Annotated in this window: 25 protein-coding genes; 11 read left to right on the top strand and 14 right to left on the bottom strand. The window is 63.6% G+C overall.

All coding sequences use genetic code 11. The features are described from left to right. Nucleotides 1-146: 146 nt before the first annotated feature. The 3 genes from AC1RRE_RS06620 to AC1RRE_RS06610 all read right to left on the bottom strand — a co-directional run bounded on the left by AC1RRE_RS06620 (nt 147) and on the right by AC1RRE_RS06610 (nt 2,367). Nucleotides 147-413, bottom strand: a complete 267-nt coding sequence (locus AC1RRE_RS06620) for a hypothetical protein (protein WP_492980320.1) — start codon at nt 411-413, stop codon at nt 147-149. 187 nt (nt 414-600) lie between these two features. Further along, nucleotides 601-828: a 50S ribosomal protein L31 gene (gene rpmE, locus AC1RRE_RS06615; RefSeq protein WP_492980319.1), complete on the bottom strand. Its 228-nt coding sequence runs from the start codon at nt 826-828 to the stop codon at nt 601-603. Nucleotides 829-969: 141 nt separating this feature from the next. After that, nucleotides 970-2,367, bottom strand: coding sequence for a S1C family serine protease (locus AC1RRE_RS06610; RefSeq protein WP_492980318.1), 1,398 nt, complete (start codon nt 2,365-2,367; stop codon nt 970-972). A gap of 196 nt (nt 2,368-2,563) precedes the next feature. On the opposite strand from AC1RRE_RS06610, the gene AC1RRE_RS06605 reads away from it, so the two are divergent. Beyond that, nucleotides 2,564-4,366 (top strand): ABC transporter transmembrane domain-containing protein, encoded by a 1,803-nt coding sequence (locus tag AC1RRE_RS06605; RefSeq protein ID WP_492980317.1) that lies wholly within the window; start codon nt 2,564-2,566, stop codon nt 4,364-4,366. Beyond that, the gene (locus AC1RRE_RS06600; RefSeq protein WP_492980316.1) at nt 4,356-5,474 is read left to right on the top strand and encodes a hypothetical protein; all 1,119 of its coding nucleotides are present in this window, start codon (nt 4,356-4,358) and stop codon (nt 5,472-5,474) included. The genes AC1RRE_RS06605 and AC1RRE_RS06600 overlap by 11 nt, the downstream gene beginning before the upstream one ends. Here AC1RRE_RS06600 and AC1RRE_RS06595 read toward each other — a convergent pair. From AC1RRE_RS06595 to AC1RRE_RS06560, 8 genes are all read right to left on the bottom strand, one after another. Next, nucleotides 5,471-5,947, bottom strand: a complete 477-nt coding sequence (locus tag AC1RRE_RS06595) for a DUF3574 domain-containing protein (RefSeq protein WP_492980315.1) — start codon at nt 5,945-5,947, stop codon at nt 5,471-5,473. The genes AC1RRE_RS06600 and AC1RRE_RS06595 overlap by 4 nt on opposite strands. A 4-nt stretch (nt 5,948-5,951) precedes the next feature. Next, a complete protein-coding gene (locus tag AC1RRE_RS06590; RefSeq protein ID WP_492980314.1) occupies nt 5,952-7,022 on the bottom strand; it encodes a peptidoglycan -binding protein in 1,071 nt (356 codons plus the stop codon). 7 nt (nt 7,023-7,029) lie between these two features. After that, nucleotides 7,030-8,178, bottom strand: a complete 1,149-nt coding sequence (locus AC1RRE_RS06585; RefSeq protein WP_492980313.1) for a flagellar motor protein MotA — start codon at nt 8,176-8,178, stop codon at nt 7,030-7,032. Nucleotides 8,179-8,346: 168 nt separating this feature from the next. Beyond that, nucleotides 8,347-9,324, bottom strand: coding sequence for an OmpA family protein (locus tag AC1RRE_RS06580; RefSeq protein WP_492980312.1), 978 nt, complete (start codon nt 9,322-9,324; stop codon nt 8,347-8,349). A 126-nt stretch (nt 9,325-9,450) separates the two neighbouring features. Continuing rightward, a complete protein-coding gene (locus AC1RRE_RS06575; protein WP_492980311.1) occupies nt 9,451-10,239 on the bottom strand; it encodes an inositol monophosphatase family protein in 789 nt (262 codons plus the stop codon). A gap of 33 nt (nt 10,240-10,272) precedes the next feature. After that, nucleotides 10,273-10,941 carry a thiamine phosphate synthase gene (gene thiE, locus AC1RRE_RS06570; protein ID WP_492980310.1) on the bottom strand — a complete coding sequence of 223 codons (669 nt, stop codon included), beginning with the start codon at nt 10,939-10,941 and terminating at the stop codon, nt 10,273-10,275. Between the two features lie 4 nt (nt 10,942-10,945). Continuing rightward, complete coding sequence (locus tag AC1RRE_RS06565; protein ID WP_492980309.1) at nt 10,946-11,740, bottom strand: alpha/beta fold hydrolase; 795 nt, start codon at nt 11,738-11,740, stop codon at nt 10,946-10,948. Between the two features lie 17 nt (nt 11,741-11,757). Beyond that, nucleotides 11,758-13,071: an O-acetylhomoserine aminocarboxypropyltransferase gene (locus tag AC1RRE_RS06560; protein ID WP_492980308.1), complete on the bottom strand. Its 1,314-nt coding sequence runs from the start codon at nt 13,069-13,071 to the stop codon at nt 11,758-11,760. Between the two features lie 239 nt (nt 13,072-13,310). Here AC1RRE_RS06560 and AC1RRE_RS06555 point away from each other — a divergent pair, with 239 nt between their 5' ends. Then, on the top strand, nt 13,311-13,943 hold the full coding sequence (locus AC1RRE_RS06555) for a TetR/AcrR family transcriptional regulator (RefSeq protein WP_492980307.1): 633 nt from the start codon (nt 13,311-13,313) through the stop codon (nt 13,941-13,943). 211 nt (nt 13,944-14,154) lie between these two features. Continuing rightward, a complete protein-coding gene (locus AC1RRE_RS06550; RefSeq protein ID WP_492980306.1) occupies nt 14,155-14,424 on the top strand; it encodes a hypothetical protein in 270 nt (89 codons plus the stop codon). Here AC1RRE_RS06550 and AC1RRE_RS06545 read toward each other — a convergent pair. Continuing rightward, nucleotides 14,414-14,590, bottom strand: coding sequence for a DUF1192 family protein (locus AC1RRE_RS06545; RefSeq protein ID WP_492980305.1), 177 nt, complete (start codon nt 14,588-14,590; stop codon nt 14,414-14,416). The two genes, AC1RRE_RS06550 and AC1RRE_RS06545, sit on opposite strands and share 11 nt — an antisense overlap. A 125-nt stretch (nt 14,591-14,715) precedes the next feature. On the opposite strand from AC1RRE_RS06545, the gene AC1RRE_RS06540 reads away from it, so the two are divergent. The 7 genes from AC1RRE_RS06540 (at nt 14,716) to AC1RRE_RS06510 (ending at nt 21,219) form a co-directional block, all read left to right on the top strand. Further along, entirely contained in the window at nt 14,716-15,711 is a 996-nt protein-coding gene (locus AC1RRE_RS06540; protein WP_492980304.1) for an NAD(P)H-quinone oxidoreductase, read from the top strand. A gap of 151 nt (nt 15,712-15,862) precedes the next feature. After that, the gene (locus AC1RRE_RS06535) at nt 15,863-16,483 is read left to right on the top strand and encodes a cell cycle transcriptional regulator TrcR (RefSeq protein ID WP_492980303.1); all 621 of its coding nucleotides are present in this window, start codon (nt 15,863-15,865) and stop codon (nt 16,481-16,483) included. Nucleotides 16,484-16,825: 342 nt separating this feature from the next. After that, nucleotides 16,826-17,800: an ABC transporter permease gene (locus tag AC1RRE_RS06530; RefSeq protein WP_492980302.1), complete on the top strand. Its 975-nt coding sequence runs from the start codon at nt 16,826-16,828 to the stop codon at nt 17,798-17,800. Beyond that, nucleotides 17,797-18,723: an ABC transporter permease gene (locus AC1RRE_RS06525; protein ID WP_492980301.1), complete on the top strand. Its 927-nt coding sequence runs from the start codon at nt 17,797-17,799 to the stop codon at nt 18,721-18,723. Before AC1RRE_RS06530 ends, AC1RRE_RS06525 begins: the two co-directional genes overlap by 4 nt. A gap of 8 nt (nt 18,724-18,731) precedes the next feature. Further along, on the top strand, nt 18,732-19,727 hold the full coding sequence (locus AC1RRE_RS06520) for an ABC transporter ATP-binding protein (protein ID WP_492980299.1): 996 nt from the start codon (nt 18,732-18,734) through the stop codon (nt 19,725-19,727). Beyond that, nucleotides 19,724-20,731 (top strand): ABC transporter ATP-binding protein, encoded by a 1,008-nt coding sequence (locus AC1RRE_RS06515; protein WP_492980298.1) that lies wholly within the window; start codon nt 19,724-19,726, stop codon nt 20,729-20,731. The genes AC1RRE_RS06520 and AC1RRE_RS06515 overlap by 4 nt, the downstream gene beginning before the upstream one ends. A 140-nt stretch (nt 20,732-20,871) precedes the next feature. Next, nucleotides 20,872-21,219: a hypothetical protein gene (locus AC1RRE_RS06510; protein WP_492980297.1), complete on the top strand. Its 348-nt coding sequence runs from the start codon at nt 20,872-20,874 to the stop codon at nt 21,217-21,219. Between the two features lie 10 nt (nt 21,220-21,229). Here AC1RRE_RS06510 and AC1RRE_RS06505 read toward each other — a convergent pair whose 3' ends face one another. Further along, complete coding sequence (locus AC1RRE_RS06505) at nt 21,230-24,310, bottom strand: efflux RND transporter permease subunit (RefSeq protein ID WP_492980296.1); 3,081 nt, start codon at nt 24,308-24,310, stop codon at nt 21,230-21,232. Continuing rightward, entirely contained in the window at nt 24,307-25,437 is a 1,131-nt protein-coding gene (locus AC1RRE_RS06500) for an efflux RND transporter periplasmic adaptor subunit (protein ID WP_492980295.1), read from the bottom strand. Before AC1RRE_RS06500 ends, AC1RRE_RS06505 begins: the two co-directional genes overlap by 4 nt. Nucleotides 25,438-25,477: the final 40 nt, after the last annotated feature.

Genomic DNA, 25,477 nt, shown 5'->3' with positions numbered 1-25,477 from the left:
CGCATTAGCGCCGGGCCGCCGTGACGGCCGGACCTCATCTTGAGCATCCGGCACGACACAGAGGTAGGGAGCGCGGACGCACCCTTCAAGAGGAGGAAGGATTAGAAATTTTCAGGCCGGAAAACCGCGCCCGGCTGGCAGCATAATTACCCGATGGAAATCGGGTACCACTTGAAATCGGCGAGTGCACGGCCGCGCAGGATATCGACCACATGCTTGGGCCCGACGAATTCCGGCGCCAGGCTCGGGCCCTGGGCGGCCAGAACCAAGGTGGAATTCTTGAACAGCGGCTTCATGGAGGCGAGCGACCGCCCTGCCATCTCATCGGTGGCAATGGCCGAATAGGAAACGTAGATCACCGTGATGATCTCGTCGCCGAGCTTGATCGAAGCAGATTGATAAACTTGGGCCATGAAGTGCGCTGTTATCGTGATGTTGGTTTCGCGCTTGGTCAGCCTATAGGCGTAAGGCCTCTATGGTTAATGAAATGTAGGGTCCGGCAAAATATGCTTGAGAAAGCGTCCGGACACAGAAAAGGCGGCCTCGGAACCCGGGCCGCCTTCAGACCGGACCAAAATCCGGCAAAAATCAGGATACGGCTTACTTCTTCAGGCCGAAAGTGCCGAAGCGCTTCTTGAACTTGGCCACCTGACCGCCAGCCTCGTTCAGACGGGCCGGACCGCCGGTCCAGGCCGGATGCGAGGTCGAATCGATGTCGAGCATCAGGGTGTCGCCCAGCTTACCCCAGGTCGAACGGGTGGTGTAGACGGTACCGTCCGTCATCTGCACCTTGATCTCGTGGTAGTCGGGATGAATCTCGGCCTTCATGACAGTTCTCCTGGGCCTTCCCGTGGAAAGCCCGAAAATTCCTCAATGGGCCGGCGTTATAACCAGAACCAGCCCCCCCTGCAAGCCCGAAGACCGGGCCGTCGAGACGTTATAGGAATTGTATTAATATCAATGCCTTACCTATCGGCTGGCCGCGACCTTCCGGCGCCGCTCAAACTCGGCCGGATCGACAAGATCGAGTCCGAGTTTGTCGATCCCGTCCAGGATGGGAATAAAGCCGTTCAGGCTGCTGTTCCGCCTGGCCTCATCGGAGGCCCAGCCCAGCACGGCGATGCCCACCAGGTTGCCCTGCCGGTCGAGCAGCGGACCGCCACTGTTGCCGCCGTGGATCGGCACATCGGCCTGGATCAGGTCGTGCAACTGGGCCGGTGGCCGCGCCGGGCGGAAGGCACTGATCACACCCCGCGTCACCGTCCAGCCAAGCTGTTTGGATTGCGGCGCGCCGATGGCATAGACCTCTTCACTCACCTTGGCCGGCGTCTCGCGAACCGGCAGGGCCGGATGGCGGTCACCCTCGATCTTCACCAGTGCGACATCGCGCGCGCCATGGCGCTGCACAACCTCGCCGGCCACAGTCTGGCCGGATAGCAGCCGCACCCGTACAAACCGGTCGGCGCCGACGACATGGCTGTTGGTCACGATCAGGCCATCCGCAGAGACGAGAAAACCAGATCCGTGCCCGACGCTGTTCTCGATCAGAACTGTCGCACTGCGGATGTAATCGATCCGCTGTGCGATAGGCTGATCGAAGAGCTTCTCCCGTGACAAGCCGCGGCGTGCGGGCGACGCCGCCATGCCGCGCGATCCAGCCAGCGTTTCGCCACGCCGCATCAGCAGATCGCGGAATTTCGGATCGGCTGCCAGGCGGTTCAAGGCGTCGGCAAACACCAGTTGCATCGGCAATCCGGCATCAAGCGGCAGAACGATTTCGGAGTCGTACACTCCTTCACCTTCCCACTGCCCGATGATCGTGCGGCGCACGGGATCATAAATCTGCCAGTCGATGGTGATTCTGGCTTTGGGCCGCAGACCGATCGCCTTCTCGGTGATGTGGTTGCAATTGAGCCGGCTCTCAAGATGAAAATCGGTAATGCTGGCGCCGACCTGAATATCCGCGCCATCGTTCTCTGTTTCGATGAACAGTCGACCCGCTTCATTCGGTACGCGGTAACCGTGACCTGACATCACCTTGCGAAAAGTATCCTGCCACTCGCGCGGACGCTCCAGATTCCGGCTACCAGTGTGATAGACCGGCCCGCGCTTAACGCCTTGGCATTGACCATAGCCACTGACCAGACCGATTTCCTTGCCGCGCGGCACATCGAACTGGATGCGCGTCAACTGAAGCAGGGGGCGATTGCCACCCATGTCTGCGCTGCTTGCCATCGGCTGCACCGTTTCGCCACTGGCCAGCACGACCGGCTTGGCCTCGATGACAGGCAAGACACCCGGTGGTGCGCTGGGCGCGCACCCAACGACAAAGATGAAGACAATGGCGAGGACGAGAAGCCTTGGCATGGATTGCTCTTTTGTGTGAGCCGACGGACCCCCAGAGAATAGAACATATATGGAAATTTAAAAGATCATATCAGGATCATACAAGTGCATGCGCTTGCAGCCCGTCACAAGCCTGCGCGGTGCCGCAGCGGTCGCGTTGTGACCCGGGGAAGCGGCGTCTATAACCGGCTGGTATTTCAAGCAAAGCGCAGAATCGATGCCGTCTTCCGCCACGTCTGACCCGAAGCGCGCCAACCTGAATGCGCTGGGACCGGTTTTCCGTTTCGTCGCGCCCTATCGCTGGATGGCCGCGGGTGCTGTTGTCGCCCTCGTCGTTGCCGCCGGCGCCGTGCTGGGTATCGGCCAGGCGATCCGTCGCGTGATCGATGTCGGTTTCGGCCATGGCAACGGCACCTATCTCGATCTTTATTTCGGCGCCCTGTTCGGTGTGGTGGCGGTCCTCGCGGTCGCCACCTTTGCGCGCTTCTATTGCGTGACCTGGCTGGGCGAACGTGTGGTCGCCGACATCCGTCGCGCCGTCTACACCCATGTGCTGAAACTGAGCCCCGCCTTCTTTGAATCGGCCCGCACCGGCGAGGTGCTATCGCGCCTGACTACCGATACCGAACTGATCCAGTCGCTGATCGGTTCGTCGATCTCGGTGGCGCTGCGCAACCTGCTGCTGTTCCTGGGCAGCGCTGTCCTGCTGGTGATCACCTCGCCGCGCCTCACGATGCTGGTTGCATTGGTGATCCCGCTGGTGGTCCTGCCGATTGTCATTCTCGGCCGCCGCCTGCGCAAGCTGTCGCGCGAAAGCCAGGATCGCATCGCTGATCTTTCTGCCCAGGCCGGTGAAACCCTGAACGCCGTCACCACCGTGCAGGCCTATACCTACGAGGCCCGTGAAAGCGCCCGCTTCTCGATCAATACCGAAGCCGCTTTCAACACGGCAGCACGGCGCGTCCGGGCGCGTGCCTGGCTGACCGCACTGGTCATGCTGCTGGTCTTCGGTGCCGTGAATGCCGTGATGTGGATCGGCGGCAAGGCCGTGTTCGCCGGTGAAATGTCAGGCGGCGAACTCAGCGCCTTCGTCTTTTATGCCATCATCGGTGCGTCCTCCGTCGGCGCGCTGTCAGAAATCTGGGGCGATGTGCAGCGTGCAGCCGGGGCTGGCGAACGCCTGATGCAGCTGCTGGCCACTGAGCCCGGCATCCAGGCACCCGCCGATCCGCAGCATCTGCCCGCCCTGCCGTCGGGCCGACTGCAATTCGACGCCGTGCGCTTCCACTATCCAGCGCGGCCGCAGACACCGGCGCTGGATGGCCTGAGCCTGGACATCAATGCCGGCGAAACCGTCGCCATCGTCGGGCCTTCCGGCGCTGGCAAGACCACGCTGTTCCAGCTGCTGCTGCGCTTCTACGATCCGGATGCAGGCCAGATTCGCTTTGACGGCATCGACATCACCCAGCTCGATCCGGTGGCACTGCGCCGCCATATCGGCCTGGTCGCACAGGAGCCGGTGATCTTCGGCGCCAGCGTGGCCGAGAACATCCGCTACGGCCGGCCCGAAGCCAGCGACGCCGAAGTGCAGGCCGCCGCCGAAGCGGCTGCGGCGCATGGTTTCATCCAGGGCCTGCCGCAGGGCTATGACACCTATCTGGGCGAACGCGGCGTGCGCCTTTCAGGCGGCCAACGCCAGCGCATCGCCATCGCACGCGCCCTGCTGCGCGATCCTCCGGTGCTGCTGCTGGACGAAGCGACCTCCTCGCTGGATGCCGAGTCCGAACGCAAGGTGCAGGCAGCACTGGAGCGCCTGATGCAGGGCCGCACCACACTGGTGATCGCGCATCGCCTCGCCACCGTGCAGAAGGCCGACCGCATCGTTGTCATGGATAATGGTCGCATTGTCGCCGCCGGCCGCCACGACACCCTGATGGCCGAGGATGGTCTTTACGCGCGCCTCGCCCGCCTGCAGTTCATGCACGGAATAGATACAGGCGGGGCAGCCGATGCCGCGTAGACGCCGCGACGAGAAACCGCTGCCCGGCCGCCTGCTGCGCTTCTGGTGGAAATTTGCGCTGGCCGGCCTGGTCGTCTACATCGGTTACATCATCTGGATCGGCGGCGCCTTCCGCAGCGCCGATGCCTTCACAGCCGGCCAGTGTATGGCCGTCGATGCGCCGCCAGGGCCGGAGGACATGGCCATGCTGCCAGGTGGCAGCGGCGTCATCGTCTCAAGCCAGGACCGTCGCGACCGGTCGGCGACCGGTGCGCTCTATCTTTATGATCTGAGCAGCCGGCCAGGACGATTCATCAAGATCGACACGCCGCCCGCCATGCCGTTCCATCCGCATGGCCTCAGCCTGTTTGCCGCTGCCGACGGCCAGCTGTTCCTGCAGGTGATCAACCACCGTAGCGCCGACAAACACACGGTGGAAATCTTCACCGTGCATGTCGCCGCTGGCGCCGCGCCGGTGCTGCGGCATCGCGGCAGCGTGGCCAGTGACCTGTTCGTCCATCCCAACGGTATCGCCGCTGCCGGGCCGGAAGCCTTCTATCTGACCAACGACCGCGGTGCCGGCCCCGGCTGGATGCACACGGCAGAAAATCTGCTGCAGTTGGCGCGCTCCACCATCGTCTACCATGACGGCCGCGGCGCGCGCGTGGTGGCCGACGGCATCGCCATGGCCAACGGCATCGAGGTGACAGCTGATGGCGGCACGGTGCTGGTCGGCTCGACCCTATGGCGGATGGTGTTGGCCTTCACCCGCGAACCCAGCAGCGGCATGCTGCTGCGCAGCGGCAGCCTTACCCTGCCCGGTGGCGCCGATAATATCCGTCGTGATGGCAATGGCGATCTCTGGGTCGCAGCCCACCCCAATTCCTTTGCCTTCATCGGCCATGCCATGAGTGCCGAGAAGCAGAGCCCCAGCATGGTGCTGCGCCTCAGCCGCGACCCGCGCGGCGTTGTACGGACGGCGCAAGCCTTCGGCGATCCCGGCACACTGCTGTCAGGCGCCAGCACAGCCGTGCAGCATGACGGCCGGCTGCTGATCGGCGCCATCTTCCAGCCCACAATCCTGGATTGCCAGCTGGATGCCGCGCAGCTGCGCGAAACAGAAGGCTAAAGGCGATAGGCGCTGCACTGGTCGACGCGCAGCACGCTTTCCTGACGGAACCTGCTTTTGTAATCGAGGACAATTTCATCCAGTCGGCCGTTGCTCTCGCGGCTGCCGCGGTGGGCGACGGTCAGGATATAAGCCGGCTCCCGCACCGTATTGCCGTCCCGGGTCGAGCGATAGAAGCCATGACCGTCATGCACGGTGAAGCCGCCTGGAAAACGCGACACGATGGCGCTTTCGACAAACCCCTTCCAGTTATCAACATCGACATGGGCAACATTGCCGTTCTCGTTGATATGGGTGCCGAAATAAAGCTGCGTGGTCTGCTGGCGGCACAGCGCCAGTGGCGACAGCCAAACATAGATACCGCCGGCCACCGTGACTGCCAGCGCCAGGATGGCGGCAGCCAGTGCGAAAATCGCCTTGGCCTGCAGCGCGCCCAGACGCTCGCCGACTTTCAGGAAGGCTTCCTCGAACATCGGGCTATCTTTCGGTCAGCTTCAACTCGATGCGCCGGTTGCGGCGGAAGGCTGTCTGGTCCTCGCGCGCATCCAGCGGCTGGAACTCGCCGAAACCTGTCGCAGCCAGCCGCTCGACTGGCACGCCCTGGCTGGCGAGGAACTTCACCACCGAAATGGCGCGGGCGGCCGACAATTCCCAGTTGGAAGGGAATTGCGCCGTATTGATCGGCTGCTTGTCCGTATGGCCATCGACGCGCAACACCCAGGGCAGGTCGGTGGGAATCTTGCCGCTGATGTCGATCAGCGTCCTGGCCAGCCGGGCAATCTGCTCGCGCCCTTCGGGCTTCAGTTCAGCCGCACCGGAGTCGAACAGCACCTCTGACTGGAAAACGAAGCGATCGCCCACGATCTGCACGTCACGCCGGTTGCCCAGCGCCTGCCGGAGACGACCGAAGAATTCAGAGCGGTAATTGGTCAGTTCATCAACCTTGCGCGCCAGCGCGGCATTCAGGCGGCGACCCAGGTCGCTGACCTGCGCCTGGTTGTTCTTATCCTTCTCTTCGCTTTCCTTCAGGATGCGCTCGATCTGGGCCATCTGCTCACGCAGGGCCAGCAGCTGGCGATTCAACAGGTCAACCTGGCTGCGCGCGTCCTGGGTCAGGCGCTTTTCCTGCTCCAGCTGCCCGGTGTTCGACACCAGCTTGCCCTGCAGATCGACCACAATCTGCTGCTGCTCGGTCAGCTTCTTCTCGGCTTCATCAGCGCGCGCCTGGCTGTCGGCCAGCACAGCGGCAAGCTGATCGCGCTCGGCATTGGCGCTGCTCAGCGTGGCCTGCAAACCCGACAAATCGAGCCGCAGCTGCGCGTTATTGCGCTTTTCCAGCGACAACTGGTCGACCAGCCCGGCCAGTTCGCTGCGCAAGCCATCAATGGCCTTGTCGCGTCCGGAAATCGCGTTGGCGAGGAAGAACTGTACCAGCATGAACACCGCCAGCACGAAGACGATGACCATCAGCAGCGTAGACAAGACATCCACATAGCCGGGCCAGGGACCCGCACTCTGGTGATCGTTGCGCCTGCGGCTGAGCGCCATGGCTCAATCAGCTCCGGCGCTGGGTGTCGGCGGAAGCGGCGATGGTGCGCGACAGCAGCTTGATCTCCGAACGCATCTCGTCGACCAGCTTGGCGCGGCCCTGCGCCGCATCATCCAGCAGGCGGCTCAACAGGATGTCGATATTACGCAGGTGGCCGCGGCTGGCAGAATCGAAGCCGCCGCTTTCGGTGCCCTGCGCCAGCTTGGCCATGATCGGCTTCATCTCGATCTGGTGTTCGGTCAGTTTCAGCAGCAGACCCTGTTCAGCCCGCATCTGCTCGGTAAGCAGACTGAGCTTTTCATTCAGCTGCATCAGTGCCGCGCCGCTCTGGCCGCGATTATCTTCCGAGCGAGCCATTGTACGTTGAAGGTTGTCGAGACTGTCGGCCGTCTGTTCCAGCAACGCCTGCACATAGGCTGGCACCGACTGGTCGCCTTCCATCACCGCGCCACCGCCGACGCGGGTGAAGCCGGCTAGCCATTCTTCCAGATCGTTGTAGAAACGGTTCTGCGCCTGACCGGCCTGCAGATCGAGGAAGCCCAGCACCAGCGAACCGGCCAGCCCCAGCATGGAAGCCGAGAAAGCCAGGCCCATGCCGGTCAGCGGTGCTTCCAGGCCGCCCTTCAGCTTGCTGAACATCACGTTGATGTCTTCGCTGGCATTGAGCGAGAGGCCGTTGATGGTGTCGCTGACGCCGTTGATGGTTTCGAGCAGGCCCCAGAAAGTGCCAAGCAGACCGAGAAACACCATCAGGCCGATGAAGTAACGCGAGATATCGCGCGACTCATCTAGGCGTGAGCCCACAGAATCCAGCAGCGCGCGTGTCGCTGCCGCCGATACGGAACTCCGCGGCCCGCGATTGGCCAGCATACGCGACAACGGGGCCAGCAGGCTGGACGGCTCTCCGATCTTGCCTGCGCCGGTGCCACGCTGCGCCTGCTGCCAGGCTTCGACCCAGCTGGCTTCCTGGCCGATGATCCAGACCTGGCGGAAGGAATAGAGAATGCCAACCACCAGCACGAAAACGATCAGGCTGTTCAGCGCCAGATTGGCCATGAAGGCACGCAGCAATGTGTTGTGCAGCAGTGCGATCACGACGCCCACAGCGACGAGGAACAGCATCATGCGAAACAGGAAACGGCCCGGCTTGGTCATGCAATCACCCTTCCGCATTTGCCGTATCGATGGAATACGGCATTTTCACGGCGTGCAGCACAGAAATCGGCTGTTCGCCGCGAATCAAAACCCTGTCCGGCCATGATCGCCCAGGCCGAATAGCGGGATCAACCGCAGGATGGTGACGAAACCGGTTTTCAGGACAGCTTAGCGGCCGACCGAAGAGACTTCGACCCGGTCAGGCGAGCCGTCGCTGGGTGCACCCAGGGCACGGACATCGATGCGGGTGGAGCGAATTCCCTTGTCGATCAGATACTGACGGACGGCCAGCGCGCGGGTGAGCGACAGGCGACGCGCGCCGCTGCCGCCATCGCCGGCACTGTTGGCCGCATAGGCGCGAATCTGCAGCCGGTCTTCGCCGGCGACATACTGTTGGGCCAGCGCATCGAGCGCCGACAGGTTGCCGGGCAGGTCGCCCTGACCGGACGCGAAGGCAATGGTAGTGACGCCGCCCTGGACGCCGGGTGCAGGCGCCGGGCGCGGGGCAACCGGCGCGGCCGCCATCTGCTGCGGAGCCGGCGCGGGAGTCGGTACAGGTGCGGGCGCTGGTGCAGGCGCCGGCGGCGCAGCAGCAACCGGCGGCGGCACGGCCGGAGCCGGAGCAGGCGCAGGAGCCGCAGCCTGCGGTGCAGGCGCGGGAGCCGGTGTAGGCACCGGCTCAGGAGCGGGCGCAGCAGCCTGCGGGGCCGGCATCACCGGCATCGGGCCGCCGGGCACGGTCGCCTGCGGCATTGCAGGCGCGGGAACAGGAGCGGGCGAAGGCGTCGGTGCTGCAGCGGGAGCCGGCGCGGCGGCCGTGGCCACAGCCTGACGGGCCGGTGCCTTGCGCGGCTTGGCCGCTACGACCTGCTGACGACCGGTTTCGCCGATCAGCGGCTGAGGGCCTGCCGGTTCGGCCGGCAGACGGCGAGCCGGTGTCGCAGCAGCGGCGCCACGGGCACCTGTCGCGCCCAGCAGCGGCGTTGCAGGCACAGCGTTGCCGCGGCCGCGGCCAAGCTGATCAAGCGCCTGAAGATTGATTTGGACGTTACCGCTGCCGATCACGGTCTGCGCCTGAACAGGCACAGCCAGCGTGAAAGCCAGCGAGACGGCAGCAAGCGAAAGCGGAACCGGCTTGGCGGCCATCGGATTATTCCCCCTAACCCCAGAGATGGCGGGAACGATAGCGGAGGCGAGCGAGTCCGACAACCCGGCAGTACACCCCGGAAGGGTATTTCACAGGTTTGGGAATGGTCCGGACGACAGGCCCGATCAGGCCTTGATCAGCTTGCTGAGCGGGCCATGCAGGACATCGTTCGCAGCAATGATCCGACCAGTCTCCAGCATCTTCTCGCCACCGGCGAAATCGGTGACGGTGCCACCGGCTTCGCGCACCAGCACGATGCCCGCCGCGATGTCCCAGGGCTGCAGGCCGGTTTCCCAGAAACCGTCGAAGCGACCGGCGGCCACATAGGCAAGGTCCAGCGCCGCCGCACCCATGCGACGGATGCCGGCAACCTCGGCCATCACGGTACCCACTTCCTTCAGGAAGGGCTCATGGCCCGGCTTGCCATGGAAGGGAATGCCGGTGCCGAATACGGCCTCAGGCAGTTTGCGACGGGCCGACACGCGGATGCGGCGCTCGTTCACATAGGCGCCAGCGCCCTTCTCGGCCCAGAAGAGTTCGTCGCGCACGACGTCGAGTACGATGCCGGCGACCAGTTCATCCTCACGCTGCACACCGATGGAGATGGCAAAATGCGGAATGCCGTGCAGGAAATTCGTCGTGCCATCGAGTGGATCGATGATCCAGAAGCTTTTGCCATCCTTGGCCTCGATCCGGCCGCCCTCTTCCATGACGAAGCCGAATTCCGGCCGCGCCTTGGCCAGTTCCTGCTGCAGGATCTTCTCGGCCTTGCGGTCGGCGGCGGATACGAAGTCAGCCGGACCCTTCTTCGAGACCTGCAGGTGCTCGACTTCATTGAAATCGCGGGTGAGGCTGCGCTGCGCTTTACGCGCGGCGTTCGCCATCGCATTGATCAGGGCGGATCGCAGGGCCATGGGAAAAGCTCTTTCGGAAAGGCGCGGAACCTATCAGCGGTTCCCGTGCTTGGCAATCGCTCCATTGAAGGCTTTCACTGCCGCCGCCGGGCCATTGGGATGGCGCCAGACACCGGCCGAAACCGCCAGGAAGTCGGCCCCGGCCTCGATTAACGGCGCGCAGTTCTCCACCGTGATGCCGCCGATGGCCACACAGGGGATTTCAAACAGGCCAGACCACCATTCCAGCAGTTCGAGCTCGGCCCGAGTCTTGGGTTGCTTGGTCTCGGTGACGAAGAAGGCCCCGAAGGCCACGTAATCGGCGCCGGCCTCGCCGGCCTCCATCGCCAGATGGCGCGAATCATGACAGGTGACGCCGACGATGCGATCCGGCCCGAGAATGCGGCGCGCCTCCTCATAAGGCGCGTCTTCCTGCCCGATATGCACGCCATCGGCGCCCAGCTTGATCGCCAGATCGGGACGATCATTGATGAGCAAGGCGACATCGTATTGATGACAGACAGGCAACAGCGCTTCGGTGGCATGACGGAAGGCATGATCGCCAGCCGTCTGCTCGCCTTCCTTCAGCCGCAGCTGCAGGCAGGCGACATCGCCGGCATCCAATGCCTTCTTCAGGTCCTCGGCAAAGACCTTGGGCTCGATCACTGGCGGAGTGATCAGATACAGGCGCTGTACGGGTTCAGTCTTGGCTGTCTTTGTCATTCACTCAACCGGCAATAAAGCTTTTCAGGGCATCCAGTGTTTCATCGGGACGTTCGCCCATCATCAGATGACCGCAGCCCGGCAGCACGTCGATGCGGCCATTCTTGAATTCCTTCACCCAGCCGCGTGCAGCGCGCAGCGGCGTCATCTGGTCGCGCTCGCCGGCGATGATCTGGGCCGGCATGGCAACTGCGGCCACCGCCTGCTTGCCATTGTCATAGCCGTTGCAGACGCGGAAGCCCTGCGCCAGCACGCTGCGCGGCGCGCCGTCGATCAAACGGATACTGCTGGTCAGCAGATAGGAGCCGGGCACCTTGTTGCCGCCAATCTGGTTGCGCTTGGCGATCATCCAGTCATTCATCAGCTCAACCGCGGTATACGCGCCCTGATCGGCCAGCGCCTGCAGCTCGGGATTGACCACCATCGGATAGCCAAAGCCCAGCAGCGAAATCCTGCTGACGCGCGATGGATGCCGCGCCGCGGCTTCCAGGGCAATCAGCGCGCCCATCGAATGTCCCACCAGCGACGCCTGCTGCACACCGGCTGCATCCAGCAGCTGCGGCACCCAGTCGGCAAAGGCGCCGACATTGTCGGGCATCGCACCTTCGGATCGGCCATTGCCCGGCAGATCGACCGCCAGCACGCCATAACCGTGATAGGCAAACCAGCGAGTCTGTAGCGCCCAGACCGTATGGTCGCAGGCATTGCCATGCATGAAGACAACGGTGGGCTTGGTCTTGTCGAAATCCTTGCCACCGGTGGCGGCGAAGACCTTCTTGCCCGCTACATCAAACCACATCGACTTCGTCTCCGCTCTTATTCCGCCGCCGCTTTCGCGGACTTCTGGGCCGCGCGCAGCGCCTGGTTCAGATCGTCGATCAGGTCCTGGCTGTCTTCCAGGCCGACCGACAGACGCACCAGTTCTTCACCGATGCCGGCGGCTTTCAACTCAGATGCACTCATCTGCTGATGCGTGGTGCTGGCCGGATGGATCACCAGCGACTTGGCGTCGCCGACATTGGCCAGATGCGAAAAGACCTGCAGCGCTTCGATCAGCACGCGACCAGCTTCGCGCCCGCCCTTCACGCCAAACGAGAAGACCGCGCCGCAACCGTTGGGCAGCAGTTCTTTCGCCAGCGCATGATCGGGATGCTCGTTCAGTTCGGGATACGACACCCAGGCGACAGCTGGATGACTTTTCAGGAAGGCCACCACCTTGCGGCTGTTCTCGACATGGCGCGCCATGCGCAAGGGGAGCGTCTCGACGCCCTGCAGCAGATGGAAGGCATTGGTCGGCGACATGCAGGCACCGAAATCGCGTAAACCTTCGGCGCGCGCCCGCATGATGAAAGCAGCCGGGCCGAATTCTTCCGCGAAGTCGAGGCCATGATAGCCCGCATAAGGCTCGGTCAGCGTCGGGAACTTGCCAGATGCCTCCCAGTCGAAGCGGCCGGAATCAATCAGCGCGCCGCCGATGGCGACGCCATGACCGCCGAGGAACTTGGTGGCCGAATGCATGACCAGATCGGCGCCATGCTCAAAGCCCTTGAACAGATACGGTGTGGCGAAAGTGCAATCGAGCATCAGCGGTAGGCCCGCGTCATGCGCGATCTTGGCCACGGCCGGCACGTCCAGCACTTCGAGGCCGGGATTGCCGAGAATCTCGCCGAACACCAGCCGTGTCTCCGGCTTGATCGCCGCCTTCCACGCCGCATGGTCGCGCGGATCGACGAAAGTGGTGGTGATGCCGAAACGCGGCAGCGTATGCACGAGAATGTTGTAGCTGCCGCCATAGATGTTGCGCGAGGCCACGATATGGCCGCCTTGTCCCATCAGTGTTGCGATGGCGAGGTGCAATGCCGCCTGGCCCGAGCTGGTGCAGACAGCACCGACGCCGCCTTCAAGGGCAGCGAGACGCTCTTCCAGTACCGCGACCGTGGGATTGGAGATGCGCGAATAGATATGGCCGCCGCGTTCAAGGTTGAACAGCGCCGCCGCATGGTCGGCATCGCGGAAAACATAGGACGTGGTCTGGTAGATCGGCACCGCACGTGCGCCGGTCACCGGGTCAGGCTGCTGGCCCGCATGCAGGCTGAGCGTATCGAACCGCAGGAATTTCGCTTCCAGCATGGCGGCCTCCCGGGATTGTTATCTGTCCGGGTCCTTAATCCATGCGTGCCGGAGTGAAGTCAAGCCAGCCCCCCGGAAACCGCCGCAGACATAAAAAAGAGGCCGCCGGACGGGCCGGCGGCCTGCAAAGTCATCAACAACAGGGAGGAAACTATGACCGAACTAAATCTCAGTGAGGTCAGTATGGCCGGGCCCACTTAAGATTTCGTGAAGTGGGGCGCTTCCTGTATGGTCGGCCCATGACAAATCCGGCCGCCGTGTCACACCCCTCGCCCGATGAAGCCCCCGAAGGCCTGTCGGGTCCCGTGCAGGACCGGCTGCTGGATGCCGCCCTGACCTGTTTCCGGCGCCTGGGCAGCAAGCGGACCCGTATCGAGGACATCGCCGCCGAAGGCGGCATCGCCCGCACCGCGGTCTATCGCTATTACCCCAACAAACGCGCCATCGTGGCCGCGCTGGCCACCCGCTGGCTGGCCGAGGACGAGACCCGGCTGGCTGAAATCGCACGCGACCACGGACGCAGTCCGGCCGCACGGTTACAGGCCTTTCTGCTTGCCGATGCCGAATGCACGCGGCGATATTTGAGCGATCCCTGCCTGGTCGAAGTGCTGGACGAGGTGGTGCAGAACCTGGGCGCGATCTTGCTGCAACATCGCAATCACATCCGCCGTCACCTGACCGGCCTGCTGGCCGAGGGCAGCATGGCGGGCGCCTTCCGGGGCGAGCCGGCCGAGAAACTGGCCGTGGCCATCGACGACCTGATGAGCCGCTTCCATGACCTCCGTCTGGCCGCCCAGCTGGATAAAAATGTATGGCGGGACCGGGCTGCAGCGGCGGTCGACATGATCATGAGAACTGTCCGCGCACGCTGATCAGCTTTGACATATGACAAATAATGTCATATGTCAAATATAATGAACCCCTTTCAGAAAATCCTGATCCGGCGGGGCATGGCCGTCATGCTGACGATTTCGGCCGGCCTGGCCCGTCGCCCGGGTCGTCCGGAGCAAGCGGATCGGACTGGCCAGCGATCTGGCCGGACTGGGGCTGGCCTGGCAGCGTGGCTTTCCCACAGCCAAGCAGGTGCCGGTCGACGCTGTCACGCCGGATACCGTCTATGCCCGCATCGAAACACCCTGCCCGCTGCGCGGCAGCAGGCAGACATCGGCCTGCTGGCGGATGATGGAATACGACCGCGCGGTGGCGAAAGCAGCCGGCGGGCAGTTCATCGTGCTGCAGAGCCAAGCCGAGCCGGGTGTGACGACCTGCCATGTCGCCCTGCGCTGGGCCGATGCGTCCAGCAGCGACCTGGCGCCGGCGCATATCCGCGCGCCGGAAACGCCTACTTCTTGAAAAAAGTGGCGGCGGTGCCGCGCGCCGCCTGCTTCTGCTTGATCACACCGCGGATGGTGACGATCTCGGCTTCCAGATCGGCAATGCGGCTTTCGAGATCCTCGATCGACATGACGTCGAATTTGGGCGGCGCCGGTTTACGCGATTGTGCTTCATCCCAGTCCATGCCGTCCTCCCGTCTGTACCGGTCCATCCTAATCGGCCGGCAAAGTCACAATAAAGCGAAACCTGCCGCCTTGCCGGACCACCGGCAGACGGTTAGATCAAAGATCGCCATACGGAGAAAGCACCATGTTGCCGCAGCAGATGACCGTGATCGAGATCAGCCAGCCGGGCGGACCCGAGGTTCTGAAACCCGGACAGCGCCCGCTGCCCCAGCCCGCGGCTGGTGAGGTGCTGATCAAAGTCGCCGCGGCCGGTGTGAACCGTCCCGATGTGCTGCAGCGTTCGGGCATGTATCCGCCGCCGCCTGGCGCACCGGATTTTCCGGGCCTGGAAGTGGCGGGCGAGATCGTTGCTGTGGGCAGCGGCGTTCAAAGATGGAAGCTGGGTGACCAGGTCTGCGCGCTGGTTGCCGGCGGCGGCTACGCCACCTACTGCATCGCACCGGCCGAACAATGCCTGCCGGTACCCAAGGGCCTCGACATGGCCGAAGCTGCAGCGCTGCCGGAGAACTGGTTCACCGTGTGGACCAATATCGCCGATCGCGGCCAGCTGAAGACCGGCGAAAGCATTCTCATTCACGGCGGCGCATCGGGCATCGGCGTTGCGGCAATCCAGCTCGCCAAATTGCTTGGGGCGAAACGCATCTTCGCCACTGCCGGCACCGACGAGAAATGCCGCTTCTGCGAAAGTATCGGTGCCGAGAAGGCGATCAACTACAAGACCGAGGATTTCGCCGCACGCATCGGCGAACTCACCGATGGCAAGGGCGTCGACGTCATCCTCGACATGGTTGGCGGCAAGTATTTCGCACCCAACATCAAGAGCCTGGCCGAGGAAGGCCGACTGGTCATCATCGCCGTACAGGGCGGCCCCAAGGGCGAGGGCGACCTGAGCCTGCTGATGCGCAAGCGCCTGACCGTCACCGGTTCGACGCTTCGGCCCCGGCCGGCGGCCTTCAAGGGCACCATCGCCAGGGCGCTGGAAGAGAAGGTCTGGCCCGCCTTCGCCGATGGCCGGTTGAAGGCCATCATCGACAGCCGCTTCCCTCTGGATCAGGCCGCCCAGGCCCATGCCCGGATCGACCATGGCGACCATGTGGGCAAAGTTTTGCTAACGATTTGAATTAAAAACAATGGCTTAGCCAGTATCGGGCGGTTGCACCGACAGGCCGATGCACTATATTGTCGCGCGATTTCTTACAAAGCCCCGCGGGTGGGGTCGCCCCTTACGTTTCTGATCGGGCCCGACCGCCCGGACCAATGAGGATTTACCCATGGCGTTGCCGTTGATGCCGAAAGCCACTGCCGTGTGGCTGATCGACAACACGAAGCTGACCTTCGACCAGATCGGCCGCTTCTGCGGCCTGCATCCGCTGGAAGTGAAGGGCATTGCCGACGGCGAAGTGGCAGTCGGCATCGTCGGCCTCGACCCGGTCGCCAACGGCCAGCTCGCCCCGGGCGAGATCGAGCGTTGCGAAACCGATGCTTCTGCCGACCTGCGCCTGCTGGCGCCGAGTGTGCCGCTGATGCGCCAGAAGACCAAGGGTGCGAAATACACCCCGGTCTCCAAGCGTCAGGATCGCCCGGACGCCATCGCCTGGCTGCTCAAGTATCATCCGGAAGTGCCGACTGCGCAGATCCAGAAGCTGCTCGGCACCACCAAGGCGACGATTGATCGCGTGAAGAACCACACGCATCCGAACTACGCCAACATCAAGCCGCGCGATCCGGTCTATCTCGGCATCTGCAGCCAGACCGAACTCGACCGCGTGCTGATACTCGCGGCCAAGCGCCGCGACAACAAGGAAAAGCGCGACGCGCGCGAAGCCCGGGCCAAGGCCCGCACTGAAGCGGCGCCCGCGGCGCCGCCAGCTACCGGCACCAGCGAAGAGTGAGATCAAAGGCTCTGGCATCCGCCAGAGCCTTTTTCACATCAGCCGCACGAGACCGTTGGTACGAGCCTGCGAATCCTTCTGAACAGAGGGATGCCGCATTCAAACCAATCCCCCGCAATGGTTCGAGCGGCGGTGCGATCATCTTTCTGATTACGTAGCGCGCAGCCTCTGCACGCCTGCCGAGCGGATCGCCCACACCAAGGCATGCCGTGGCGTTATCGGTTCATTCACGAAAGCCTAGGCACTGCAACGGGATTCCGGTATAGGCTGACGTCAGGAGAAGCCGGAACAACGACCATGAATTGGCACCGGCAGAACAGGGTTTCGGGGCGTCTCTAACTCATGTTGGTCTTTATCATCAGACGACTGATGCAGGCGGCCCTCGTCATGGCCGTGATGTCGGTGCTGGTCTTCATCGGCATCTACATGATCGGCGACCCGCTCGCCATTCTCGTCAGCCCGGAAGCCACCGAGCTCGACAAGGAAGCGATCGCGCGTGCGCTCGGCCTCGACCGTCCCGTCTGGGAACAGTATCTCGCCTTCGTCTTGTCGGCGTTGAAGGGGGAATTCGGCAAGTCCTTCGTCTTCGGCCAGCCCGCGATCAACCTGATCCTCGAGCGCCTGCCGGCGACGCTTGAACTCGCCCTGATCGCCACCTTCCTCTCGGTCGTCATCGGCGTGCCGCTCGGGCTTTACGCAGGCCTGCGCCACCAGACCGTCACCGCGCGCGCCATCATGGCCGGTTCGGTGCTGGGCTTCTCGCTGCCGAACTTCTGGGTCGGCCTGATGCTGATCATGGTCTTCGCCGTGCAGTTCGGCTGGCTGCCGGCTTCAGGCCGCGGCCCCACCGTGGAAGTGCTCGGCATCCACGTCAGCTTCCTGACGCTGGCCGGCTGGAAATACCTGGCGCTGCCGGCGCTGACGCTCGGCCTGTCGAAATGCGCGCTGATCATCCGCCTTGCCCGCGCCACCGCGCGCGAGGTGATGCTGATGGACTATGTGAAGTTCGCGCGCGCCAAGGGCCTGAATGAGCGTCGCGTCATCGGCGTGCACATCCTGAAGAACATCATGGTGCCGATCGTCACCGTGACCGGCCTGGAGCTCGGCAGCCTAATCGGCTTTGCCGTCATCACCGAGACGATCTTCTCCTGGCCCGGCACCGGCAAGCTGCTGATCGATTCCATCGTGCATCTCGACCGCCCGGTGGTGGTGGCCTACCTGATCGTCGTCGTCTTCCTGCTGGTGATGATCAGCCTGATCGTCGACATCCTCTATTCCGTGCTGGATCCGCGCGTACGGCTGGGAGAGGTGAAATGAGCCAGGCTCCCGCCGCAGCCACCGCCACGACCGGCGCGCCTCTGGCCAAGACCGAGGCGCCCTGGAAGCGTGTCGTCGCCGATTTCGCCGAGAACAAGCTGGCCGTCTTCGGCCTCGTCATGCTGGCGCTGTTCCTGCTTGCCGCGTTGATCGCGCCGCTGATCTCGCCGCAGAATCCCTATGACCTCGCCATCCTCGACATCATGGATGCGCGCCAGCCGCCGGGCGAGAAGTCGGGCGATGGCTTCACCTTCATCCTGGGCAGCGATGGCCAGGGCCGCGACATGCTCAGCGCCATGCTCTACGGCCTGCGCATCAGCCTGATCGTCGGCGTGGTGTCGGTGGTGGTGGCGCTGGCCATCGGCGCCGTCGCCGGCATGCTGGCCGCCTATAGCGGCGGCAAGATCGATGCCCTGATCATGCGCATCGTCGACATCCAGCTGTCCTTTCCCGCCATCCTGATCGCGCTGATCCTGCTTGCCGTCCTGGGCAACGGCGTCGACAAGGTGATCATCGCGCTGATCGCCGTGCAGTGGGCCTATTTCGCCCGCGCCGCCCATGGCGCCGCCCTGGTCGAACGCAACAAGGAATATGTCGAGGCGGCGCGCTGCCTGGGGCTGAGCCGCACCCGCATGCTGCTCAAGCACCTGCTGCCTAACTGCATGCCGCCGCTGATCGTCATCGCCACCATCAACATCGCCCGCGCCATCACGCTGGAAGCAACCCTCAGCTTCCTCGGCCTGGGCGTGCCGGTGACCGAGCCCTCGCTCGGCATGCTGATCTCGAACGGCTTCGACTACCTGCTCAGCGGCGTCTACTGGATTTCGCTGTTCCCCGGCGTGGTGCTCACGCTGGTCATCATCGCGATCAATCTGGTCGGTGACCAGCTGCGCGACGTACTCAACCCCCGCCTCAAGCGCTGATCCAGTCCATGACCGCCACGCTCCAGGTCGAAAATCTCGAAACCCAGTTCCCGAGCCGCGACGGCATCGTCCGCGCGGTCGACGGCGTCAGCTTCTCGGTTGAGGCTGGTGAAATCCTTGGCCTGGTGGGTGAGTCCGGTTCCGGCAAGTCGATCACCGGCTTCTCGATCCTCGGTCTGATCGACCAGCCCGGCCGCATCGCTGCCGGCAGCATTAAGTTCAAGGGCGAAGAGCTGACCACCGCCGGTCCGGAACGCCTGCGCGACCTGCGCGGCGCGCGCATCGCGATGATCTTCCAGGATCCGATGATGACGCTGAATCCGGTTCTGCGCGTCGATACCCAGATGATCGAAACCGTGCAGGCGCACGAAAAGGTCAGCGACAAGGCCGCCCGTGCCCGCTGCATCGAGGCGCTGCAGGCCGTCGGCATCGCCGCGCCGGAAGATCGCCTGAAGTCCTATCCGCACCAGTTCTCGGGCGGCATGCGCCAGCGCATTGCCATCGCCACGGCGCTGCTGCACAAGCCTGACCTGATCATTGCCGACGAGCCGACCACGGCGCTGGACGTCACCATCCAGGGCCAGATTCTGTACGAGATGCGCAAGCTCTGCCGCGATACCGGCACCGCCCTGGTCTGGATCACCCACGATCTCTCGGTCGTGGCCGGCCTAGCCGACCGCATCATGGTCATGTATGCCGGCAAGATCGTTGAGACCGGCCCGATCGCCACGGTGATCGAACGTCCGCAGCATCCCTATACCCGCGGCCTGATCGGCTCGGTGCCCGGGGCCATGCCGCGCGGCAAACGCCTGTTCCAGATTCCGGGCATGGCGCCCGCGCCGCTCAACCTGCCGCCGGGCTGCCGCTTCAAGGCCCGCTGCAGTCGCGCCGATGCCCTCTGCGACACCATGCCCGATCTGACCGAACTGCATCCGCAGCACAGCGCCCGCTGCCACCATCCCTTCGAAGCCAAGCCGCTGTCGCCGGCGGAGGCCGTGTCGTGAGCACCACCATCCCCATTCTCGAACTGAAAGCCGTCTCCAAGCGCTTCGTCTGGCGCCTGGATATTGCCGCCAAGATCGCCAACCTGTTCGGCGCCGGCATGAAGGAGCGCGCCGTCCATGCGGTGAACCATGTCGACCTGTCCATCCAGGAAGGCGAAGTGGTCGGTCTGGTGGGGGAAAGCGGCTGCGGCAAGTCCACACTCGGTCGCATCGTCGCCGGCATCCTGGACGCCACCGAGGGCACCATCAACTATCGCGGCAAGGTTGTGGCCGACCGCAGCGTGGAAGAACAGCGCGCCTACAAGCTGGGCGTCCAGATGATCTTCCAGGACCCCTACGCCTCGCTCAATCCGCGCATGCGCGTTGAAGAGATCATCGGCGAGGCGCCGGTGGCGCATGGCCTGATCAAGCGCAGCGAGATGGGCGCCTATGTCGAGAAGATCATGCTGCAGGTCGGTCTCGACCCGCGCTATCGCCGCCGTTATCCGCACCAGTTCTCCGGCGGCCAGCGCCAGCGCATCGGCATCGCCCGCGCGCTTGCCGTGCAGCCCAAGTTCATCGTCTGCGACGAGGCAGTCGCCGCCCTCGACGTCTCGATCCAGGCCCAGGTGCTGAACCTGTTCATGGACCTGCGCGAGCAGCTGGGCCTGACCTATCTGTTCATCAGCCATAATCTCTCGGTCGTCGAGCATATCTCCGACCGCGTGGTCATCATGTATCTGGGCCGCGTGGTGGAAAGTGCGCCGACCGAACAGCTGTTCGCCGCACCGAACCATCCCTATACCCAGGCGCTACTGGCGGAGGCCCCCAAGCTGGTGGCCGAGCGGCGCGACTACATGCCGGTGAAGGGTGAAATCCCCTCGCCGCTGAACCCGCCGCCGGGCTGCCATTTCCATCCGCGCTGCCCCAAGGCTTTCGCGCGCTGCAAAACAGAAGTGCCTCCTTTGAAAGAGATTGCGCCGGGCCGCCTGTCCGCCTGCCATCTGAATGACGCGGCTGCCTGATTTTTATCACGGCCCGGCCTTTTATCACGATCCTGTCACGGCGGAATTCCCCCAAAAACGGAACTTGAGACCTCGCCTCCAGTTTGGTCAGTGAATGGCGTTTGCAGAACGCAGACGCACACACCGCAAAGGAGGCCGCTATGCGCAAGGCCATCTTCACCAGTGCATTCGCGTTCACCACTGCTCTCGCCATCAGCGGAACAACCACCACGCCTGCGCAGGCACAGCAGCAGATGCTCTGTGGCCTGCGTGATGAAATGGGCAAGATGCTGAATCAGCGCTTCGGCGAACAGCCGCAGGCTGCCGGCGTCGTCGGCGACCGCGTCGTTGAACTGCTAGTCTCGCAAAGCGGATCTTGGACGCTGCTGATTACCAGCACCGACGGGCGCGCCTGTGTGGTCACCGGCGGCGAGGACTGGACTGATCAGCCGGTGAATACGCCCAGCAAGGTAAAGGCCGACAAGGTCAGAATCGAGTCGACCCTGTAAGCCTCTCTCCTCAGGCCGGGCGCTTCACCCGGAACCAGGCGGCGTAGAGCGCCGGCAGGAACAGCGCCGTCAGCATCGTGGCGACCAGAAGACCGCCGATGATGGTATAGGCCATCGGTCCCCAGAAGTTGCTGGTCGACAGCGGGATCATGCCCAGGATGGCGGCCAGCGCCGTCAGAACGATCGGGCGAAAGCGGCGCAGCGTGGCATTGACGATCGCCTCCCATGGCGTCTCGCCCGCGCCGATATCCTGCTCGATCTGGTCCACCAAGATCACCGAATTCCGCATGATCATGCCGGCCAGCGCGATGGCGCCCAGCATGGCGACGAAGCCGAAAGGCACGTGGAAAACCAGCAGGCCGAGCGTGACCCCGATCAGGCCCAGCGGCGCGGTCAGCAACACCAGGAACATGCGCGACACCGACTGCAGCTGGATCATCAGAAGCGTCACCATGATCATGATCATCACCGGCACGACCGCGCCGATGGAGGCATTGGCCTTGGCGCTCTCCTCGATGGCGCCGCCCATCACGATGCGATAATTCGGCGGCAACTGCTTGCGTAGGTCATTCAGCTTCGGCTCGATCTGCATCGCCACCACCGGTGCCTGGATGCCGTCGACGATATCGGCACGCGCTAGGATCACCGGCTGACGGTCGCGCCGCCAGATGATGCCCTCTTCCAGCGCATAGCGGATTTCAGCCACCTGGCTGAGCGGCACCGGACGGGTACTGTCGGCGCCAGCCACATTCAGGTCCTTGATGCCGGTGAGACTGAGGCGTTCGCTGGCTTCCGAGCGCGCCACCACATCGATAAGCTCACGGCCTTCACGATACTGTGTCACTGTGATGCCTGACACGATGGAGTTCATCGTGGTGGCCAGGTCCTGCGAGGAAATGCCCAGCAGACGCGCCTTGGCCTGGTCGACATCCAGCAGCACCGTCTTGGACAGCTCGTTCCAGTCCAGATTGACGTCGCGGGTATTGGGATTGGCGCGCATCACGTCGGCGACCTGAAAGGCGATGCGGCGCACCTCCATCGGATCGGGACCGCTGACACGGAACTGCACCGGGAAGCCGACCGGCGGACCATTCTCCAGCCGATTGACACGACCGCGCAGCAGGGTGAAGTCTTCCTGGAAGGCCTTGATCAGGCGATCGCGCACGCGTTCGCGCTCGGCATCACCTTTGGTCAGGATCACGACCTGGGCGAAATTCTCGTTGGGCAGCTGCACATCCAGCGGCAGGTAGAAGCGCGGCGAGCCGCTGCCGATATAGGTGGTGAAATTCTCGATATCCTTGTCACCCTTGAGCAGCGCCTCCAGGTTCAGCGCCTCGGCCTCGGTAGCGGCAATGGATGCGCCCTGTGGCAGACGCAGATCGACCATCAGCTCAGGGCGGTTGGAGGACGGGAAGAATTGCTGCTGCACCAGGCCAAAGCCCAAAACGCTGAGCAGGAAGATGCCGCCTGTGGCGCCGATGACGATCCAGCGACGGGCCACGCACCATTCCACCACCGGGCGGACGAAGCGGTAGACGCCGCGATGGTAGACATCCTCGCTGTGGCCATGACCGGCCTTGGGCGTAGGCAGGAGCGTGTAGCCGATGAAGGGCGTAAAGATCACCGCCACCACCCAGGAGACCAGCAGCGAGATGGTGACCACGGCGAAGATCGAGAAGGTGTATTCGCCGGCCGAGGACTTGGCGAAGCCCACCGGCACGAAACCGGCGGCCGTAATCAGCGTGCCGGTCAGCATGGGGAAGGCCGTGGTGGTGTAGGCGAAGCTGGCGGCACGGAAGCGGTCGAAGCCCTGCTCCATCTTCACCTGCATCATCTCGACCGCGATAATGGCGTCATCCACCAATAACCCAAGCGAGATGATCAGCGCACCCAGCGAGATACGGTGGAAATCAATGCCGAATATCTGCATGCAGACAAAGGTGATCGCCAGCACCAGCGGGATGCAGAACATGACCACCAGACCGCTGCGCAGGCCGAGGCTGAGGAAGCTGACACCCAGCACGATCACCACGGCTTCCAGCAATACCCGCATGAATTCCGAAATCGAGCGCTGCACCACGGTCGGCTGGTCGGCCACCTTCTCGACCTCGATGCCGATCGGCATATCGGCCTTGATCCGCGCCATGGTGGCATCGAGCTGCTTGCCCAGCTCGATCATGTTGCCGCCCTTGGCCATCGACACCGAAAGCCCGATCACGTCCTGGCCATTGAATCGCACATGGGCGGTCGGCGGATCGGCATAGTCCCGCTTGATCTCGGCGATGTCGCCCAGACGGATTAGCCGGCCATTGGCCTGGAATGAAAGCTCCTGCAAGGCGCGCGCGGTGGACAGGTCGCCGCTGACCCGGGTAGCAATACGGTCCGACGCCGTCTGCACCACGCCCGAGGCCGTCTGGCTATTCTGCTGCTGGATCACGCTGATGATCTGCTGCGGATTGATGCCCAGGTTGGCCAGCTGTTTGTTCGAGAATTCGATGAAGATGCGCTCGGGCTGCACGCCCAGCAGGTCAGCCTTGCCCACATCGCGGATGCGCAGCAGTTCCTCGCGCACGTCCTCCACGTAATCCTTCAGCTCGCGGTGAGTGAAACCATCGGCGCTGAAAGCATAGATGGTGCCAAAGGTGTCGCCGAATTCGTCGTTGAAATACGGACCCTGCACGCCGGCCGGAAGGTTCTGGCGGATATCCCCGACCTTCTTGCGCACTTCGTACCAGACGCCGGCAACCGCTTTTGGCGGCGTGCTGTCGCGCAAGGAGACAAAGATTGTCGACTCCGCCGCCTTGGAATAGCTGCGCACGTTGTCGAGATACGGCGTCTCCTGCAGCTTCTTCTCGATCTTGTCGGTGACCTGCTGCTCGACCTCGCGTGCAGTGGCGCCCGGCCAGTTGGTGCGCACGATCATCACCTTGAAGGTGAAGTCCGGATCCTCGGCACGGCCAAGCTGGACATAGGACATCGCGCCCGCCGCCAACAGCAGCACCATCAGGAAGCCGATCAGACTGCGATGGCGCAGCGCCCAGGCGGACAGATTGAAACGGTCTTCCGGGCCGGTGTCTTCCGGCTGGCTCACGACTTGATCCCCGGCAGCATGGTCGTCGACGAAGTCGACCGTGTCTCGGGCAGCAGGCGCACGGTCTGGCCCGGGATCAGCTTGTGCACGCCAGCCGTAACCACCTTCTCGCCCGCCTTCAGGCCATCGGCCACCAGCACGGCTTTCTCGATATAGGCGGCGACACGCACCGGGCGCAGTTCGACCTTACCCAAAGAAGTACTGCCTGGGCCACCGTTGCCATCAGCGCCGACATAGACCCAGACCGCCGGCTTGTCGCCATCCTGATAGAGCGCGGCAAGCGGCAGGGCCACCACGCTGGCATCGGCGCGGCGCATGATCGCCACGGTCGCCGTCATGCCCAGCCGGATATTCGGTGGCGCGGCCTGCACGCTGACCTTCACGGCGTAGGTGCGCGTGGCCGGATCGGCGCCTGGCGCGATTTCGCGCACCACACCGGCATATTCCTTATCGGGCTGGGCCCAGAGGCTGATGGCAATGCCGGTGGCCTGACGCAGTTCATCCAGCCGGTTCTCGGAAACGTTGAACACCACTTCCTTTTCTTCCGGCCGCGCCAGCTTCATCACGGTCTGGCCCGAGGCCACCACCTGCCCGCTCTCGACGCCGATGGCGGTGACGACACCGTCGGCATCGGCATGCAGCTCGGTGTAATCCATCTGGTTCTGCGCAACCCGCATCTGGGAGCGCGCGCTGTCGAGCTGAGCCTCGGCGGTGTTGTAGGTATTCTGGCGACGATCCAGTTCGGCCTGGCTGATCACCTTGCTGTCGAACAGCTTCTTGTAGCGATTGAGTTCGGTTTGGGCCTGATTGAAGTTGGCCTGCGCGGCGCTCAGCTGCCCGCGGGCATTCTGGATGGCGAGCCGCGTGTCCTCGGGATCGAGGCGCGCGAGCACCGTGCCTTTCTTCACTTCCGAGCCGATCTCGACATAGCGCGCGACGATCTTGCCGCCGACCCGGAAAGCCAGGTTGGTTTCATAACGGGCACGCACTTCGCCGGTATAGCTGGAGCGGCTTTCGAAAATCTGGGGCGAGACGGTGGTGACCCGTACCGGGCGGACCGGTTCGGGCGGCGGCGCATCCTGGCCGCAGGCGGCCAGCAGCAGCACGGGCGTTAGGGCCGCGGCCATAACAGCGAGTTTCATGGAATTGAGCTTTAGAGAGTTCGCA

Source organism: Ferrovibrio sp. GW821-FHT12D07 (genome assembly GCF_058807275.1).
This window is presented reverse-complemented; position numbering and strand designations above follow the sequence as displayed.

Coding starts and splice junctions, on each gene's coding strand:
- AC1RRE_RS06620 (WP_492980320.1), bottom strand. CDS start 413: ATGGCCCAAGTTTATCAATCTGCTTCGATCAAGCTCGGCGACGAGATC.
- rpmE (WP_492980319.1), bottom strand. CDS start 828: ATGAAGGCCGAGATTCATCCCGACTACCACGAGATCAAGGTGCAGATG.
- AC1RRE_RS06610 (WP_492980318.1), bottom strand. CDS start 2,367: ATGCCAAGGCTTCTCGTCCTCGCCATTGTCTTCATCTTTGTCGTTGGG.
- AC1RRE_RS06605 (WP_492980317.1), top strand. CDS start 2,564: ATGCCGTCTTCCGCCACGTCTGACCCGAAGCGCGCCAACCTGAATGCG.
- AC1RRE_RS06600 (WP_492980316.1), top strand. CDS start 4,356: ATGCCGCGTAGACGCCGCGACGAGAAACCGCTGCCCGGCCGCCTGCTG.
- AC1RRE_RS06595 (WP_492980315.1), bottom strand. CDS start 5,947: ATGTTCGAGGAAGCCTTCCTGAAAGTCGGCGAGCGTCTGGGCGCGCTG.
- AC1RRE_RS06590 (WP_492980314.1), bottom strand. CDS start 7,022: ATGGCGCTCAGCCGCAGGCGCAACGATCACCAGAGTGCGGGTCCCTGG.
- AC1RRE_RS06585 (WP_492980313.1), bottom strand. CDS start 8,178: ATGACCAAGCCGGGCCGTTTCCTGTTTCGCATGATGCTGTTCCTCGTC.
- AC1RRE_RS06580 (WP_492980312.1), bottom strand. CDS start 9,324: ATGGCCGCCAAGCCGGTTCCGCTTTCGCTTGCTGCCGTCTCGCTGGCT.
- AC1RRE_RS06575 (WP_492980311.1), bottom strand. CDS start 10,239: ATGGCCCTGCGATCCGCCCTGATCAATGCGATGGCGAACGCCGCGCGT.
- thiE (WP_492980310.1), bottom strand. CDS start 10,941: ATGACAAAGACAGCCAAGACTGAACCCGTACAGCGCCTGTATCTGATC.
- AC1RRE_RS06565 (WP_492980309.1), bottom strand. CDS start 11,740: ATGTGGTTTGATGTAGCGGGCAAGAAGGTCTTCGCCGCCACCGGTGGC.
- AC1RRE_RS06560 (WP_492980308.1), bottom strand. CDS start 13,071: ATGCTGGAAGCGAAATTCCTGCGGTTCGATACGCTCAGCCTGCATGCG.
- AC1RRE_RS06555 (WP_492980307.1), top strand. CDS start 13,311: ATGACAAATCCGGCCGCCGTGTCACACCCCTCGCCCGATGAAGCCCCC.
- AC1RRE_RS06545 (WP_492980305.1), bottom strand. CDS start 14,590: ATGGACTGGGATGAAGCACAATCGCGTAAACCGGCGCCGCCCAAATTC.
- AC1RRE_RS06540 (WP_492980304.1), top strand. CDS start 14,716: ATGTTGCCGCAGCAGATGACCGTGATCGAGATCAGCCAGCCGGGCGGA.
- AC1RRE_RS06535 (WP_492980303.1), top strand. CDS start 15,863: ATGGCGTTGCCGTTGATGCCGAAAGCCACTGCCGTGTGGCTGATCGAC.
- AC1RRE_RS06530 (WP_492980302.1), top strand. CDS start 16,826: ATGTTGGTCTTTATCATCAGACGACTGATGCAGGCGGCCCTCGTCATG.
- AC1RRE_RS06525 (WP_492980301.1), top strand. CDS start 17,797: ATGAGCCAGGCTCCCGCCGCAGCCACCGCCACGACCGGCGCGCCTCTG.
- AC1RRE_RS06520 (WP_492980299.1), top strand. CDS start 18,732: ATGACCGCCACGCTCCAGGTCGAAAATCTCGAAACCCAGTTCCCGAGC.
- AC1RRE_RS06510 (WP_492980297.1), top strand. CDS start 20,872: ATGCGCAAGGCCATCTTCACCAGTGCATTCGCGTTCACCACTGCTCTC.
- AC1RRE_RS06500 (WP_492980295.1), bottom strand. CDS start 25,437: ATGGCCGCGGCCCTAACGCCCGTGCTGCTGCTGGCCGCCTGCGGCCAG.